The 16,152-nt window shown below is 52.4% G+C and carries 18 protein-coding genes; 8 read left to right on the plus strand and 10 right to left on the minus strand.

The features are described 5' to 3' along the window. The first annotated feature begins 244 nt into the window (after positions 1–244). The 8 genes from pyrF (at position 245) to LPA02S_RS07045 (ending at position 6,142) form a co-directional block, all read left to right on the plus strand. Entirely contained in the window at positions 245–1,003 is a 759-nt protein-coding gene (gene pyrF, locus LPA02S_RS07010) for an orotidine-5'-phosphate decarboxylase (protein ID WP_225354987.1), read from the plus strand. After that, complete coding sequence (gene pyrE, locus LPA02S_RS07015) at positions 996–1,634, plus strand: orotate phosphoribosyltransferase (RefSeq protein ID WP_054651548.1); 639 nt, start codon at positions 996–998, stop codon at positions 1,632–1,634. The genes pyrF and pyrE overlap by 8 nt, the downstream gene beginning before the upstream one ends. A gap of 189 nt (positions 1,635–1,823) precedes the next feature. Next, positions 1,824–2,327, plus strand: a complete 504-nt coding sequence (locus tag LPA02S_RS07020) for a hypothetical protein (protein WP_054651546.1) — start codon at positions 1,824–1,826, stop codon at positions 2,325–2,327. Positions 2,328–2,386: 59 nt separating this feature from the next. Then, entirely contained in the window at positions 2,387–3,457 is a 1,071-nt protein-coding gene (locus LPA02S_RS07025; protein ID WP_054651543.1) for an Mbeg1-like protein, read from the plus strand. A gap of 71 nt (positions 3,458–3,528) precedes the next feature. Further along, on the plus strand, positions 3,529–4,209 hold the full coding sequence (locus tag LPA02S_RS07030; RefSeq protein ID WP_054651541.1) for a DUF969 domain-containing protein: 681 nt from the start codon (positions 3,529–3,531) through the stop codon (positions 4,207–4,209). Further along, positions 4,209–5,123: a DUF979 domain-containing protein gene (locus tag LPA02S_RS07035; RefSeq protein WP_054651539.1), complete on the plus strand. Its 915-nt coding sequence runs from the start codon at positions 4,209–4,211 to the stop codon at positions 5,121–5,123. The genes LPA02S_RS07030 and LPA02S_RS07035 overlap by 1 nt, the downstream gene beginning before the upstream one ends. Positions 5,124–5,149: 26 nt before the next feature. Further along, the gene (pcp, locus tag LPA02S_RS07040; RefSeq protein ID WP_054651537.1) at positions 5,150–5,797 is read left to right on the plus strand and encodes a pyroglutamyl-peptidase I; all 648 of its coding nucleotides are present in this window, start codon (positions 5,150–5,152) and stop codon (positions 5,795–5,797) included. Positions 5,798–5,821: 24 nt separating this feature from the next. After that, positions 5,822–6,142: a DUF898 family protein gene (locus LPA02S_RS07045; protein ID WP_056956364.1), complete on the plus strand. Its 321-nt coding sequence runs from the start codon at positions 5,822–5,824 to the stop codon at positions 6,140–6,142. Between the two features lie 117 nt (positions 6,143–6,259). Here the strand turns inward: LPA02S_RS07045 and LPA02S_RS07050 are convergent, their stop codons facing one another. From LPA02S_RS07050 to LPA02S_RS07095, 10 genes are all read right to left on the minus strand, one after another. Next, entirely contained in the window at positions 6,260–6,688 is a 429-nt protein-coding gene (locus LPA02S_RS07050) for a PTS sugar transporter subunit IIA domain-containing protein (RefSeq protein WP_054651535.1), read from the minus strand. Between the two features lies 1 nt (position 6,689). After that, complete coding sequence (gene agaD, locus LPA02S_RS07055) at positions 6,690–7,502, minus strand: PTS galactosamine transporter subunit IID (protein WP_056956365.1); 813 nt, start codon at positions 7,500–7,502, stop codon at positions 6,690–6,692. Then, positions 7,492–8,301, minus strand: a complete 810-nt coding sequence (gene agaC / locus LPA02S_RS07060; protein ID WP_054651533.1) for a PTS galactosamine transporter subunit IIC — start codon at positions 8,299–8,301, stop codon at positions 7,492–7,494. The genes agaD and agaC overlap by 11 nt, the downstream gene beginning before the upstream one ends. Further along, positions 8,302–8,784, minus strand: a complete 483-nt coding sequence (agaB, locus tag LPA02S_RS07065) for a PTS galactosamine transporter subunit IIB (protein ID WP_056956366.1) — start codon at positions 8,782–8,784, stop codon at positions 8,302–8,304. A gap of 13 nt (positions 8,785–8,797) precedes the next feature. Beyond that, on the minus strand, positions 8,798–9,508 hold the full coding sequence (locus LPA02S_RS07070) for a GntR family transcriptional regulator (protein ID WP_054651531.1): 711 nt from the start codon (positions 9,506–9,508) through the stop codon (positions 8,798–8,800). Between the two features lie 375 nt (positions 9,509–9,883). After that, positions 9,884–11,896, minus strand: coding sequence for a glucose PTS transporter subunit IIA (locus LPA02S_RS07075; RefSeq protein WP_156471003.1), 2,013 nt, complete (start codon positions 11,894–11,896; stop codon positions 9,884–9,886). 27 nt (positions 11,897–11,923) lie between these two features. After that, on the minus strand, positions 11,924–12,823 hold the full coding sequence (gene murQ / locus LPA02S_RS07080) for an N-acetylmuramic acid 6-phosphate etherase (protein WP_173585395.1): 900 nt from the start codon (positions 12,821–12,823) through the stop codon (positions 11,924–11,926). A 34-nt stretch (positions 12,824–12,857) separates the two neighbouring features. Continuing rightward, positions 12,858–13,907 carry a DUF871 domain-containing protein gene (locus tag LPA02S_RS07085; protein ID WP_082405511.1) on the minus strand — a complete coding sequence of 350 codons (1,050 nt, stop codon included), beginning with the start codon at positions 13,905–13,907 and terminating at the stop codon, positions 12,858–12,860. 154 nt (positions 13,908–14,061) lie between these two features. After that, entirely contained in the window at positions 14,062–14,934 is an 873-nt protein-coding gene (locus tag LPA02S_RS07090) for a MurR/RpiR family transcriptional regulator (protein ID WP_054651522.1), read from the minus strand. 18 nt (positions 14,935–14,952) lie between these two features. Beyond that, complete coding sequence (locus LPA02S_RS07095; protein ID WP_056956367.1) at positions 14,953–15,987, minus strand: threonine aldolase family protein; 1,035 nt, start codon at positions 15,985–15,987, stop codon at positions 14,953–14,955. Positions 15,988–16,152 lie beyond the last annotated feature (165 nt).

A 16,152-nucleotide genomic window follows, 5' to 3' on the forward strand; every position in this document is an offset into this window, starting at 1 on the left:
TCGGCGCTCTTTGCCGATTGGAGGTTTCGCCCTAGCAGCGGTCACCGTGGAATGTCCCACCAAGGTGTAGCCCACCAGGCCACTACCCCTGCACCACCCTCAAAAACAATTTGACGGTGATGGAATGGCCGGGTATACTGAGGTCAATTTAAAACTTTAAGTTGGTCCCGTGAGGCCAGTAAGTTACAACATCGGTATGGGTGCCGTCTATTCGGTCGCGCCCAAACACCTCACGGGGCAGTCTGTGAGGTGTTTTATTTTGTCCATCAATCCGCATTCAGCCCCACCCGTGATCATCGCACTAGACTTCCCCACCCCCGCCGACGCCCTGGCCTTTGTCCGCCGGTTCCCACATCCGGAAGAGCTGTTCTGCAAAGTCGGCATGGAACTCTATTACCAAGGTGGCACCGCCATCGTCCAGGCTTTGCAATCGCTGGGCGTCCGCGTCTTCCTTGACCTTAAGCTCCACGACATCCCCAACACCGTGGAAAGCGCCGGCCGTATTATCGGCGCCCTCGGTGTCGCCCTCACCACCGTTCACGCTCAGGGGGGTAGCGTAATGATGGCCGCAGCCAAACGCGGCATCCGCGATGGCGCTGCTGCTAGTGGTGTTGCCCCCGCGAAGATCTTGGCCATTACCCAGCTAACGTCCACCAGCCCAACAGCTCTACGCGACGAGCAACAGGTCGCCGTGCCCCTACCCGAATCCGTCAACCACCTCGCTCAACTTGCGGCAACCAGTGGCTTGGACGGCGTCGTTTCCAGCGCGGCCGAAGTAGCGCGTATGCAACCCGGGCTCCCAGATGACTTTCTCTTCATCACCCCTGGTATTCGCCTCGCCAACGCCGTCCACGATGATCAGGTACGGGTTATGACTCCCGACGCCGCTCGCCGTGCCGGCAGCCGGGGAATTGTCGTTGGCCGGCCAATCACCCAGGCGGCCGACCCCGTCGCAGCTTATCAACACATCAAATCACTTTGGGAGGAACCACTCAATGAATGAGGATATCGCCAACCTAATCGCCAGCGACCTGCTGGACATCAACGCCGTCACGCTGCGCACCACGCCGCCATTTACTTGGGCGAGTGGTATCAAGGCGCCGATATACACGGATAACCGCCTCACCATCGCCTACCCGCGTGTACGCGAACAAATTGCGGTCGGCCTCACCCGGACGATTGCCGAGCAGTATCCAGACGCTACCGTTATTGGCGGCGTGGCCACCGCCGGCATCCCCCACGCTACTTTGGTCGCCGCTAACCTCAACCTGCCACTCATTTACGTCCGTGCAAAACCTAAGGACCACGGCCAAGGAAAACAAACTGAGGGTAAACTGACGGCGACCGACAAAGTGGTGCTTATCGACGACCTGATTTCCACGGGCGGTAGTGTGCTGAACGCGGCCAAAGCCGTTCAGGCGGCCGGCGCCACCGTGCTCGGCATTTGCGCAATTTTTAGCTACCAGTTGCCCGACGCCACGCGCAACTTTGCGGAAGCCGGCATCAACCTCACCAGCCTCACTGATTACGACCACCTCATCAACGCTGCCGTTGCCCACGGCCACCTGCCTAGCTCCGAGCTGGATAGCGTCCGGCAATGGCGCCAGGATCCGTGGCAGTGGACCGGACAATAGTAGTTCGACCATTTAATATGTAGAAACACCTTAGTCCCCGGGCAAAGTCGCCTGGGGACTATTTGCGTTATTCAATCACAAAATAAATGTTACTTTGTCTGACATAAACCATTCTCATTGCGGGTTAAACCGCATACAATATACGTACACAGCTATGTCTCAGCATTTACATACGAGGGGGAAATCGCTATGAACATGAAGGACGAGTTCATTGAGGCCATTACCGCCGACGTCGCCCTACAACTGGACGCCATTACCCAACTGGGCCAGCAGGTTGCCCGGCGCGTGGTGGACCGACAGAAACAGGAAGGCAGTACCGAGCAGGATATCGACATTACGTTGATGGGACTCACCATTACTTTGCACCCAACGCCGAACATTGATGCATACATGGCCACCCATCCGTTTCGCCAACTCGCAACGCAACCCGACATTCATGGTGACGAACACGAACAGACGCTGACCGTCGCCACCGATAAATTTGGCGTGATTGAGCTGCGTCGCGCCGCCGATCCCAGCACCATGCGCGTGGAGTTTCATAGCCTCAGTCCACACATGTGGCAGCGTGTGCGCAACAACATGGTGTGGGAAGCCCGCCTCACCGTACCGGTGCACGAAATTACTGACGGGCACAACAATTTGATTGCGACCGTTTTTCCACCGGGACAACACCCGCACATCTTTGACGCATAAAGACAATTAATGGGCTTACGTTATAATATGGTGGTAATGCACGAAAGGAAGTAGATGCAATGGCCACCATGCTCGATTACTTGGCGCAACCACGTACGGAAGCGCCTAACGTGATGCCGCTCAATCCAGTTGAGGCGACCGCGCTAGCCCAACTCGCATACCTGAACCTAGACGACTTTGCTCAACGCGACATCCCCAACCTCGGCGTGCTGGCGGCCATGCCCGCACTGGACAATCTGGTCACCGGCACCTGGAACGAGGATGGCAACCGGCAGCTAGTCCGCCTGTTGGGACGTTCACCACGATTTGCGCGTACGCAAATTCTCGATTACCTCAACCGCCGCGACCTGGAGCTGCAGCAGCAATTTTCAGTCATGACGTTACGCCTGGCCCCAGAACTCTATTACGTTGCGTTTCGGGGGACGCGGGCCAGCTTCGTGGACTGGAAAGAGGATTTCAACATGACCTACATGGACGCCACGCCGTCGCAGGTCGACGCGGCCCGGTATGTGCGCCACCAGCTTGAGCGATACCCCGGACGGTTCTACATTGGTGGTCACTCCAAGGGTGGTAACTTGGCGGCGTACGCGTACATTCACAACAGTCGGCAGGCCCAGCAACGGATTATTAGTGTGTACAACCTAGATGGTCCTGGTTTGGGGGCACCGTTACCCACTGGTGCGGGTGCAGTTGTCCACAAGTTAGTCCCAGAAAATTCGGTCATCGGCATGATTATGGAGCGGACACGCGACTTCAGCGTCGTGCGGAGCAAGGCAAAGGGGCCGCGGCAACACGATCCGTTCACGTGGCAGGTTGACGGCGACGACTTTGCCTACCTCCCCACCACCAGCGCGCTATCACAGCGGGCACAGCGAACGATTAACCTCTGGGTGGACACGCTGGATGACGAGACCAAAGCGGCGGCGCTCAATGCAGCGTACGGAATCATTCAGCGGACGGAGGCGTCGACACTGACGGAGTTACGGAGCCAGTTACCGCGCAATACCAAGCTAATTGTGGAGGCACTAAGGCAGACCGACCCGGAAACATACGGGGAGTGGCGCGAGGTGATGCAACAGTTGGTGAGGGCGCTGGAGAAGACGAGAAACAGAGCGGAGCCCCGCGGGTAAAAGCCAGAGCATAAGGGACTTTACCCGGAAGTACCATCACCCATCAAAAATTCAATCACAGGAGAAAGCAAATGGAATACCTAAAATTACTGGGCATCGTCATCATTGTCGTTGGGTTTGCCCTTAAGTGGGATACCACCGCCGTGGTGGTGATCGCCGCAATTGTCACCGGCCTCTTTGCCGGGATGTCCATCCCCGACCTACTACATACTCTGGGACAAAGCTTCCTGGATAACCGCATGGTCTCACTATTCTTCCTCACTTTGCCCATGATTGGGCTAGTAGAAAGTCACGGTCTGAAACAAGTCGCCGTGGAGGCCATCCAGAAGCTCAAACGCCTCACACCCGGACGCATCCTGAACCTGTACGTCATCATTCGCGCCCTGGCCAACGTCTTTGGTATCAGCCTATCAGGACAAGTGCAGTTCGTGCGGCCCCTCATCCAGCCAATGGTTCAGGCGGCAGCCGGCCAGCACCGGCAACTCACCCCGGCGGAGGTTGACCTCACCAAGGGGCGGAGCGCGGCCGTGGATAACCTCGGAAACTTCTTTGCCCAGAACCTGTTCGTTGCTTCGGGGGGTGTCCTACTCATCGCTAGCACCATGAAGTCACTGGGCAAGCCCGTCAGCGCGATGAGCATCGTCATTGCCAGCATCCCCGTAGCCATCACGATGCTGGTGGTCACCATCATCTACAACACGCTATTCGACCGCCGTTTTCGTGCGGATAACAGCAAAGGGGGTCACAAATAATGGTGAATAACTTACTTATTGCGTTGTACGCACTTATCGGCGCCATGATGGCACTGGCCGCCATCGAATCATTTCGCGACCGGTCGAATCCGGCCCGCTTCGGTACCGGCACGTTCTGGACGTTCCTCGCCATCATCTTTGCCTTTGGCGATTTCATCCCTGCCACCGTTGTCGGCACCATGCTGGTCATCATCGGCGTGCTCGCCCTGGCTCGCCAAATCAAAGTGGGTCATCTGCCCGCCGTTAACGTTCAAAACGCGACCGCCGCGGCCCATCGACTTGGTGGTTGGATTTTCCTACCGAGCATCGTGCTGGCCGTCGTGTCCATTATCATCGCACAGTTTACTAGTCTCGGTGGTCAGGTCGGTATCGGGATTGGTGCGCTAGTTTCACTCATCGTTGCAATCGTCATGACCCGTACTTCGGGCAAACAGGTTTACAGCGATACGCAACGCATGGTCCGTTCAGTTGGCGCACCCGGCGTACTGCCACAGCTACTGGCAACGCTCGGTGCGGTCTTCACCGCAGCGGGTGTGGGCACTCTAACTGCAAAGTTGATTGCGGGCGTCTTCCCAGCCGGTAATCAATTTGGTGGGGTCGTGCTATACTGTGTGGCAATGGCCGTGTTCACTGCCATCATGGGTAACGCCTTTGCGGCCTTTGCTGTTATCACCGCAGCTATCGGCGTACCCTTCGTGATTGCGCAGGGCGGTAACGTCGCCGTGGTCGCCGCCATCGGCATGACGTCCGGTTACTGTGGCACACTGATGACCCCAATGGCGGCTAACTTCAACTCCCTCCCCGTTGCGTTAATGGAGATGGACGACGAGATGGGCGTTATTCGGCAGCAGGCCCCCGTAGCCATTATTTTATTAGTACTACAAATCGGCTTAATGTACTTTCTGGCGTTCTAAACACAATTATCATATGGAGGTTCAATATGAAGATTCTTGTTACCGGCTTTGATCCGTTCGGCCCAGATAAAATTAACCCCGCAATTGAGGCGGTCAAACGCCTGCCTGACACCATCGCGGACGCACAAATTGTTAAACTAGAAATTCCCACAATCTTCAACCGGTGTGCCGAGGTAGTGCACGACGCAATCGTGCAGGAGCAACCAGACTACGTGCTGAATATCGGCCAAGCTGGTGGTCGCTTTGGCCTCACTCCGGAACGGGTCGCCATCAACCTGGATGACGGCCGTATTGAGGACAACGCGGGCTACCAACCGCTGAATCACACTATCCACGCCGACGGGGAGAACGCCTACTTTGCTCAGCTCCCCATCAAGGCGATGACGCGGGCCATCCGGGCGGCGGGCCTGCCCGCAAGCGTTTCGAACAGCGCGGGCACGTACGTCTGCAACCACATCATGTACCAGGTGCAGTACATGCGGGATAAAGAGTTCCTCAACATTCAGGCGGGCTTCATGCACATTCCGTTTCTCCCCGACCAAGTCACCAACCGACCGAACACGCCATCACTCGGGCTAGACGACGACGTACGTGGAATCACCGCAGCCATCACGGCCATTGTGGAACGTGACGGCCAGGGTGATATTGAGACGGTCGAGGGAACGATTGCTTAACGAGGCATCTGGGAGAATTTAAACTTGGAAGAAAAATATGGGCGGCAGTCCTTCTTTGATGGAGGCTTGCTATCGCTAATTGGCTGGTCCATCCTGGGCTTCATCGTGACTGTCTGTACGTTTGGTATCTGTTATCCGTGGTCGCTGACAATGATATATGGCTGGCGCATCAACCATACTGTTATTGATGGCCACCGGATGCAGTTTGACGGTTCGGCTGTGGGCTTATTCGGCAACTGGATTAAGTGGTTGTTGCTTTCAATTATCACACTGGGTATCTACAGCTTCTGGGTCAGAATCAAGCTAGAGGACTGGAAAGCCAAAAACACTCGCTTCATCAACTAAATATAGCGTTTGATACGCAAAGGGCGCGCCGCGAATATCTGGGTAGAATTCGCGGCGCGCCTTTGCGCAGTAGAGATAGAACTGTAGGTCATTTCATGGCATCAGTGGTACCCGGTACTAGATACCATCTTCATCATCGTCAACCTTGGTGGCATGACTTTGTAACTTGAAATGACTGGTGTGCTGCTGGCTGAGTTCAACCAACTGATCTGCTAAATCGCCGGCAGCACCGGAATACGAACTGAGGCTCGGTGACACCTCGAGGAGAGACCCCACGTTGCAGCCGACAACCACCGCATTGTCGGGTGTGATCTCTGTGGTGATGGTGACAGCCTGCTTGAATGGTGTTCCACCCAACAGATCACAGAAGAACAAAACCGGTTCGTCTTGTGACGTATTTTTCAGCAGCTCATCGTGTAACTCTGATTCTGACATTCCGCTGGTAAAATCCACATATTTCAGTTGTGCCTGCGGGCCAGCCAGTAACTCGATGGTGGATTGCAGACCAGTAGCAAAGTGGCCGTGGCCAGTAATAATAATTTGCATTCTAGAGCACCCCTAACCATGAGAGTACGATTGCCAGTACAAAGGTGATCAGAATCAGTACAACCGGACTGACATTCTTCTTCTTCAACAGGTAGTACAGCAGGAACGTGTAACCCAACGGTAGAATGTTAGGGAAAATATTGTCGAAAAATTGAGTCTGAATGGAAATTGACTTAGTCGCAGTAACCGGAATCTTCGTCTTCACGGAGATTTGAACATAAGTCGCAATCAGCCCACCAATTACGGTACAGCCAAGGATGCTGGCAGCACGAGAAATCATCGCTGAGCTTTCCCGAATACGGCTGATGGCGTTAGTCCCGGCAGTATACCCCAAGTGTGCGATGGGAATACGGGCGAAGAACAAGCCAACATAGACGATGAAGAAGATCAGTGGTCCGAGAATACTACCCTGCTTTGCAAAGGAGGCAGAAATTCCTGCCACAATTGGCAAAATTGTGAACCAAGTAATGGCATCACCAATACCGGCTAACGGTCCAAAAAGGGCAATCCGCAGCCCATCAATGGTTGAACGTTTTTGACCATTTTCTTCCAACGATGCTTCCAAACCCATTAGGAGCGGAGCTGCGTAGTTGTTGGTGTTGATAAATTCCAGGTTGGCCTTCATGGCCTCGCTGAAACCCTTTTTATCGTCACCATACGTCTTTTTGAGTACGGGCATCATCGCGTACGCCCAGCCATCAGCCTGCATCCGTTCGTAGTTCATGGCTGACTGGTTAAATAGTGACCGCAAAGCCAATTTAGTGATATCACGACGCGTTAACTTGTTACGCTTTGGTGTGTCTTCAGATGCCATCGTCATCATCTCCATCCGATTTCATTGAGTCGAGCGCCGCCTGTAGCTTTTTGTCCTTCTCGTCATCCTTACGATCGCGGTAGAACTCGATAAATGCGAGGGCAATACCGATTACAGCAACTGGCATCAGGTTACCAAACTTAATAAAGCAGGCAGCCGTGAATCCCAGCAGCAAGTACGGCACGAACTCAGCCTTCAGCATACTCTTGAGCAACAGCCCAAACCCAACGGCTGGCAGGATACTACCAGCAATTTCAAAGCCATGGCTCAACCATACCGGCATCGCGTTAACCAGGGCACGCATTGGTTCTTGCGCACCGTAAACTGACAGAAAGGCGATAATCCCGTAAGACAGAGCAACAATGACTGTTGGCGTCAGTACCAACAACGCAAACTTACGCGTTTCGGCCTTAGCGGCGTATTCATCCAACTTCTTGGTTAAAACAGAGAATGCTGAGTAGTAGAAAAGAATAATGTATTGCATCAAAATACTGAATGGTAGTGCCAAACCGATGGCAGTGGCTGGCGAGTGTCCCGTCGTGTATGCGAGAACAACAGTCATAATCCCAGCCATAATGGGGTTAGGCGGCTGGGTCCCGCCGACCGGAGTTAATCCGGCAAATGCAAGTTCCGTTAAACCACCGGCAATAATGCCGAGCTTTAAGTCGCCCAAAATCAACCCCGTAACCGTGCAGACAATCATTGGCCGAAAGATGTAGAAGCCTTCCAACCAGAAGTCGATGCCGGCAATAATGGCGAAGAGCCCAATGAGCAACCCCTGTACTAGGGTAACTGACATTTAAATCACTTCCTGAATTTTTATTTTTTTGTCATCTGGAGTTTCCTGGATAAAGACATTCACCCCGGCGTCAGCAACAGCCCGCAAGTCGTCCTTATCCTGTTGGTTCATATAGGTGTACTTTGTAACCTGTTCCTTACCGTCAGAAAAGTGCATGTTTCCAATATTCAACTCGTGAATCGGCACGCCACCTTCCACCAGACGCCGAGCATCCTGTGGTGTCCGCACAACTAGGAAAATGTGCTGACGCGCGCTAGCTTTGTGAATAGTACTGATGGTCTTATCAATTGTCCAAAAGCGGATACCCACCCCGGATGAATCTGCAGTGGCCGACATCAGTTGTTGCTGTAATTCGTCCTCGGCAGTGTCATCATTTGCCACCAACAGGAGGTTTGCTCCCACCGATGACGTCCACACAACACCGACCTGCCCGTGCACAAGGCGGTTGTCCACTCGCGTTAATACAATATCTGGTTCACCCATAAGTAAGTCCTCCTCAATATAAGTACATAGTTACTTGTCCCGTTAAGGTGATCTCACCGTAAATCAAGGACTTTCCCTGCACCGTGCCTGTGAGCCGCAAATGAACCATTACGTTCCCTGGAACCGAACCGAACAAATGCTTTTCGGCTCGCGTTGCTAGGTCGCTACTACGGTGCGTTTGGAACTCAGGTTTAAACTCGTACTTGCTCACCAGTAACGGTAATAACTGGTGTCGCTCTAACTCACTCAAATAGAGATTGGGAAACTGCGCGTATGGCAGGTACCAATGAACTAACCCCACTAAGTCGTCATCGGCAAAAATTTGGTAGTCAATGACGTACAGATAATCGTCGGAGTTCAATCCCAGGTTGGAACGGACGACCGGTTCCGACCCATTAACAATTAGTCGAAAGTCCTTCAGCTCAATTCTTGGCTGAGCGTCCATTGACCGAATCACTTTTTCCAGGTTGATCATGCCCGGAATGGCGTTGGTCTTGGGGATACTTTTCCGTGCAACAAAGGAGCCAATGCCATGACGTTTATAAATGTATCCGCGGTCAACGAGCTCTGCTAACGCACGCCTCACCGTAATGCGGCTCACACTATAAGAATCACCAAGGTCAGCTTCTGATGGCAATTTAGCATCCTGTTGCAGTTTGCCACCCTCAATTTGATGAATTAGATCATTAATCATGTTTTGGTACAAAGGGATTTCGTTTGACATGTCCTGTTCACCCCACATAGTTGTTATGTCATCATAACAACTACAAGGTTGTTATACTCCTTAATGTATGCGCTGTCAATTACTCCCAAAAAGATTAAGATCGACAATTTTTCACCATATGTTTAAACATTAAAGTGGTGACAACGCCTGCTACTAAGGCAACCTTGCAGTGTATCCACAAGTAATATTACCCTACTTATCAAGCCAATGTTGATGGTTTTATCATTCACAGCTAGTAATAATCTCAACAACCACAATCATTTGCCCAAATTATGTCCCCAAAGGCCACAAAAAAACCGCCACACGAATATCTGGGTAGATTCGCGCGACGGCTTTGCACAGTAGAGAAAGTATTAAATTGTAGTGCACAGAAAGTTACTTATTACGTACCTGAAGCACCGGCGCGCCAACGTCAACTGGACCATTATAGTACTCGGTGACGTTAGCCACGGCGTCCATGTTGGTAATGACCGTGATGACAGTCGTGTCCTTACCCGCATCCTTAATTTGCTGTAAGTCCATCGTACCGATCTGCTGACCACTAATTACTTGCTGACCAGGCTGAATGTCAAAGCTGAATGGTACGCCACCAAGCTCCACGGTATCCAGACCCAAATGTACTAGCAGTTCCAAGCCAGTACCAGTCTTGAGGGTAAAGGCATGTTTTGTATTAGTCAGGCTGATAATCGTTCCATCAGCTGGTGCGGCAATTGCCTCCATCGTTGGTTCGATGGCAAAGCCGTCACCCAACATTTTTTGGGAAAAGGCATCATCTTTGACTTCCGTTATCTGAACGAGGGAACCAGCTACCGGAGCAACTAGGCCCGTGTTAGCGCCAGGAATCGGTGCGGCAGTCATAATCTGGTCAACGTCGGCAGTCGTAGCTCGTTCTTCTTTGCTCTCAGTAGCAATCGCATCATCGATCAGGTTACCATTAGCATCATGTGCCAACATAGCTGTCTTCGGTACACCAAAGAAGTACGTTGCCAGGAAACCACCGGCATAAGCGGCGAGTAGGCCAAAGACGTAGCCTAACCACTTGCCATTATCAATCAACGGAATGAGGGCCATACCTGATGGTCCAATTGAAGTAGCACCAATGCCGCCGATAGCACCAATTACGGCACCACCGATACCACCACCCACACAGGCAGTAATGAACGGACGGCCCAGCGGCAGTGACACCCCATAAATCAACGGTTCACCCACGCCTAAGATACCAACGGGCAACGCCCCCTTAATCATGCCGGTTAACTGCTTATTCTTCCGGCAACGAATCCACAGGGCAATGGCTGCACCAACCTGACCAGCACCCGCCATAGCTAAAATTGGTAGCAAAGGCGTGTTGCCCATGCTCTTGATCATTTCTAGATGAATTGGCGTCAAAATTTGATGTAACCCCAACATAACCATTGGCAGGAAGAAGAGTCCCAGCATAAATCCGGAGAACGCTCCACCAACATTGAGCACCCAGTTAATGGAACCCACTAACGAGTTGGACACCCAACCAGCAGTTGGCATCACCAAAAAGATGGTAAAGCAGCCGACAATTAATAGCGTCAAAAACGGAACAAAAATAATATCGATTGAATCAGGAATGTACTTGTGGAATAGACGCTCTACGTAAGACATTACCCATACGGCAAACAGTACCCCGATAATCCCGCCAGAACCGGCAACTAAGGGCGAGCCGGTAAAAATATTGGGAATTGTGACGGGCGCAATCACACCGGGTAGATAAATCAGGCCCGCAATGATACCACCCAATCCAGGTGTTGCCTTAAATTCTTTGGCCGCGTTAATACCAACGTAAATATTCAGGTAGGTAAACAGACCACCGTTGATAACTTTGAGCACGGTGATAAACGTCGTCCAGCTAGCGCCCAAGTCCCCGGCAGTCTGCATGTTAGCCAGAATCCCGGCAATACCGGAAATCAGCCCCGCACCGACAAACGCCGGAATCAAAGGAATGAAGATGGAGCTAATATGCTTCAACGCCGCACGCCACCAGGTCTGCTTCAGTTTGGCTTTTTGGGCCGCGTGCACTTCCGCCGCCTTGGCCTCAACCGCGGACTTGCCACTCGCATAGCTTGTGCCCTTTTTCGCTGAATCAGGGAACGGTTCACCTAAATCGACACCCACTTCGTCGACCATGGCCTGCGCGACTTTGTTCACCACACCCGGACCAACGATGACCTGCAGTGTGTCCTCCTGCGCAACCCCGAGGACGCCGGGTACCTTCTTAAGCCCTTCAATATCGACCTCGCTATCATCACGAATGGTCATGCGCACACGCGTCATACAATGGATCAGCTTTGAGACATTCTCGGGGCCACCAACGTGGTCGTAAATGCCATCACCGATATTTTGATACTTATCTGCCATGATGCTCTCTCCTTACCAAATGTATAATTCCTAATCCACCTTCACCCGACCAATAAAGCCATCGGCATCACTCAGCTTTTGTGCCGCTTCATCAGGGCCTAAACCGGTCAACACCATAACGATGGCTAACTTAACGTTCTCACCAGATTCACGAAAGGCCTTCGCTGCAGTCTCGCTACTTGTATCAGTGGCCTGCATGATGATGCGTTGACTCCGCTCGACCAGCTTTTCGTTAGTCGGCCGGACGTCCACCATCAAGTTGCCGTACACCTTACCAATCTGCACCATCGAACCAGTCGATAACATGTTTAGGACCAATTTCTGTGCCGTACCAGCCTTTAACCGCGTTGACCCGGTCAACACCTCTGGACCTACCGGTACTTCGATGGCCGTCTGAGCGTGTCGGGAAATTACGGCGTTGGTATTGCACGCTAAACTAATTGTCGCTGCGCCAATTTCGTGAGCATAATCCAGACCACCAACCACATAGGGTGTACGACCAGAGGCGGCAATTCCCACCACCGTATCGTCAGTGCCCAACTGGTGTGACCGTAAATCCTTTACGGCCAGCTCTGGATCGTCCTCCGCGCCCTCAACGGCTACCGTCATCGCGGACATACCGCCCGCAATCAATCCCTGTACCATTTCTGGATCGGTGCCAAAGGTCGGGACACACTCGGCGGCATCCAGAACCCCTAAGCGACCACTCGTGCCGGCCCCAATGTAAAACAGCCGGCCGCCCCGTTTGAACCGCGCTGCAATGGTGGCAACTGACTGCTCAATCGCGGGCAACGCGTTGTGGACACTAACCGCCACCGTTTGGTCCTCACTATTCATCGTTTCTGCAAATTCGTGAATACTCATCTCGTCTAAGTGGCTTGTACGTTCATTACGTGTTTCTGTTGTTAAACTTGCTAAATCCATTATCATCAATTCCTTTTCTTGGCCTACATAATACGCGGCCTTAATCATCAGTTACTAATTGCACTGCTCGGTCTGCATCAATTAGGTCTAACGCCACTCGGTCTGCCTGACAAACGCGGCCCACAACGTTCACCGCTTTGTCGGCCGGCAAATCATGTCTCGTTATCTGTATTTCACCAGCATACCGACCGTACCGTGAGTTATCCACGGTGAGGCTGCCAACCGGACGACTTTGTGCCACCTCGCCGGGTTCTGTTGACAGTAATTGCCGCGTCCTCGCCTCCTGGAAACGGATCACATCGCGCGCAACGTCTGGACGGTTATGCCATTCAGTACCCTGCAGCTTCTCAGGGAGACCGCTAACATGCAGACTAATTATTTCGGTTTGAACGTACGCGGCAATCGTCTTCATGGTGTCCTCGGTAACCGTTTCGTCACCCACAAACACGCTATCCACATCTAAATTCAGGAGATCCACCGTTGCCCAAATTGGTCGGATCTGTCGGTGCTCCTCCAACGTCGGTAATCCCTTAAAGAGTGGCCCGCGCCTTTGCCCATCTCCTGGCACAAAGGCCATAACCTTAAGTCCATGTTGGTGTAGCCACTGATTTTTACTCAAAAACCACTGGCGGTCCAGGCCTGTCTCGGGCCGGGGGTAGTAGTTGTGCCACGCCTCAATGTTGTCAAAATTCGCTTGCTCCGTCCGTAACGTGGTTAAGTCTTGCTCTGACAATGTACTGGCATTCAGCGCGACCAACATGTGGTTACTCAACAACGCAACGTCACGCATATTAATGCCATCATCAATGCGTAGACCTGTTAGTCCAGTAGAACTGACAGTTTGGTAATCCTGTAATGACCACCCTAACCGTTCAAAACCATCCGCAGACACATCAGCAACCACCTGCATTTGCTCCTCCTGGCACCAGGCCGTTAGTTGTCGCAGCCTTGTGAGTAGAACGTTCACATCATCCTCGGGGATGTGCAACGAAGTAAAAACTGTTTCGTAACCAGTCTGAGCCATTTGGTGAATATACTCATGGGTTCCCGCATCTAGCTCCCGACTCAGGTAAACCGAAAATCCTAGCAAACAGCGTCACCTCCCTAATTAGTTAAATAAAAAAGTCATCCGGAAATGAAAGCCCTTTCCTTGATGACTTGAGTGTAACATCTTTAAAATTTAATTTCAACGTTTTTATTTTAGCCTTGAAATATAATTTCTCGAGTATGAATTTACCAACCAGTTAATTGTGCGTACTATCCATGAACCTGCGCTTATATTCCGCTAACAACGACCGCGAATCTGTAATCCGTTGTTTTGCGTCATCGTAGTGCTTGCTGACATAGGCGTAGTAAATGGTGTCAATCAACATGAATTGTGCGTGTAGCGACTGGGTAGCCGCAAACCTAATTGTTGCTTCTGCGGGTTGTGATGTTTGAACAACAATATCGGCGTTGCGCACCAACGAGTTATCCCCCAGTTTCGTCAGGGCAACGGTGGTCACACCCTGTTGACGCGCCATGCGTGCACCCATCACTGCTTCGGGCGATTCGCCAGAATTAGAGATAAACCAAAACACAATTTTCTTTTGTTTATTCACCGCAAGGGGCAGTATCTGGTTAAGGTCATCACTCGCAATCACGTCGCTACCAATGCGGGACCACTTTTGGGCAATATTTTGGGCGACTAGGTAAGACGCACCAACACCGAAACAGAGAATTAAGTCGGCCTGCTCCAATTTGGTGACTAACAAATTGACATCGTCGTCCCGCACCTGATCAATCGTTTCATGCAAAGAACGTTCAGCATTCTGTAGTAGCTTGGTAGTGATACTTTTCAAGCTTTCGTGTGCTCGAATTTCTTCATCACCGTTAAACTCGCCTGCACCGGCACCCTGGTCTGCCCCCAGTTGCACCTTCAGCTGGGTGTACGTGTCAAAGCCAAGGCGTTTCACTAAACGACTAACGGTCGGCGCACTGGTACCCGCGGCGCTCGCCAACTGGTGACCATTCATCGCCAATACATTTTCAGGATTATGCACAATGTAGTCGGCCACTTTGCGCTCCGCACCACTCAAATCGTCACGCATACTCGTAATCGTGCCCTTAACCGTCATATTATCCTTCCACCCCCATCATAGTCGCCGCAACTCCGCATCCAGTGCCGCCACATCCTCAGCCGTCGTGGCCCAACTAGTCGCGAGCCGGATGACGGTATGCGTATCGTCGTACTTACCCCAAACGCTAAACCGCACCATCTTGGCCAACTGGTCCCGCTGGGCATTATCCGGCACGACGAATTGCTGGTTGGTGGGCGAGTCGATAAACAGCTGCAAACCGTTGTCCACCAATGCGTCATGCAAAGTGGCAGCCATCGCCAAGGCATGTTCACCTAAACGTAAGTACAAACCATCCGTAAATAACGCGTCAAACTGCACCCCTAGCAGGCGCCCCTTAGCCACCAACGCGCCGTGTTGCTTGATGCGATTAACTAGGTGGGCAGGCACACGCTCGGGGCGCGGAATAACCAGCGCTTCGCCAGCGAGCGCACCACACTTGGTGCCACCAATATAAAATGCGTCGCATAGTTCAGCCAGCAATGGCAAAGTCACGTCTGCGGACGCTGCCAAGCCGTATGCCAAACGGGCGCCATCAACATACAACTGGAGGGCGTTCGCCCGACAAACATCACTAATTGCACGCAACTCTTCGGCGGTGTACAGTGTCCCGTACTCAGTTGGGAAAGTTAAGTACACCATTCCCGGCTGTACCATGTGTTCGTGGCTACCGTCTGCCCGCCACTCCTCCAGAAATTTTTGGATGGTGGTTGCGTCGATTTTACCCGACTGACTTGGTTGAGCCAACACCTTGTGGCCAGTGAACTCGATTGCCCCCGCTTCGTGAGTGTTGATGTGCGCGGTGTCGGCGGCAATAATGCCCTCGTAGGGTGCCAGCAAAATATCAAGCGCCAGCGCGTTAGTCTGCGTGCCGCCGGTGATGAACTTAACGGTAGCCTGGGGACAATCCAAAGCCGTGCGGATTTTGTCCGCGGCCCGTTTACTGTATTTATCTTCACCGTATCCGGGTAGGTGTTCCATGTTGCTGTCCACTAACGCCTGTAGGACGGCGGGGGCGGCACCTTCAGCGTAGTCGTTTTCAAAGTAAAGCATCATCTAACCTCCGTAGTTATCGTGTACACGTCCTTTGTTACTGTAATTCTACCGCAAACCGGTACGGACACCCACCGGAATCTTTTGCCGGCAGTGAGAGTTTGTTGTAGTGGTAGCCGGCAGCGTTGGCCGGATCGGTGAGCTGCGGCTTACGTGGGGTACTCC

The sequence above is a fragment of the Lacticaseibacillus pantheris DSM 15945 = JCM 12539 = NBRC 106106 genome (genome assembly GCF_001591865.1).
Classification (GTDB): domain Bacteria; phylum Bacillota; class Bacilli; order Lactobacillales; family Lactobacillaceae; genus Lacticaseibacillus; species Lacticaseibacillus pantheris.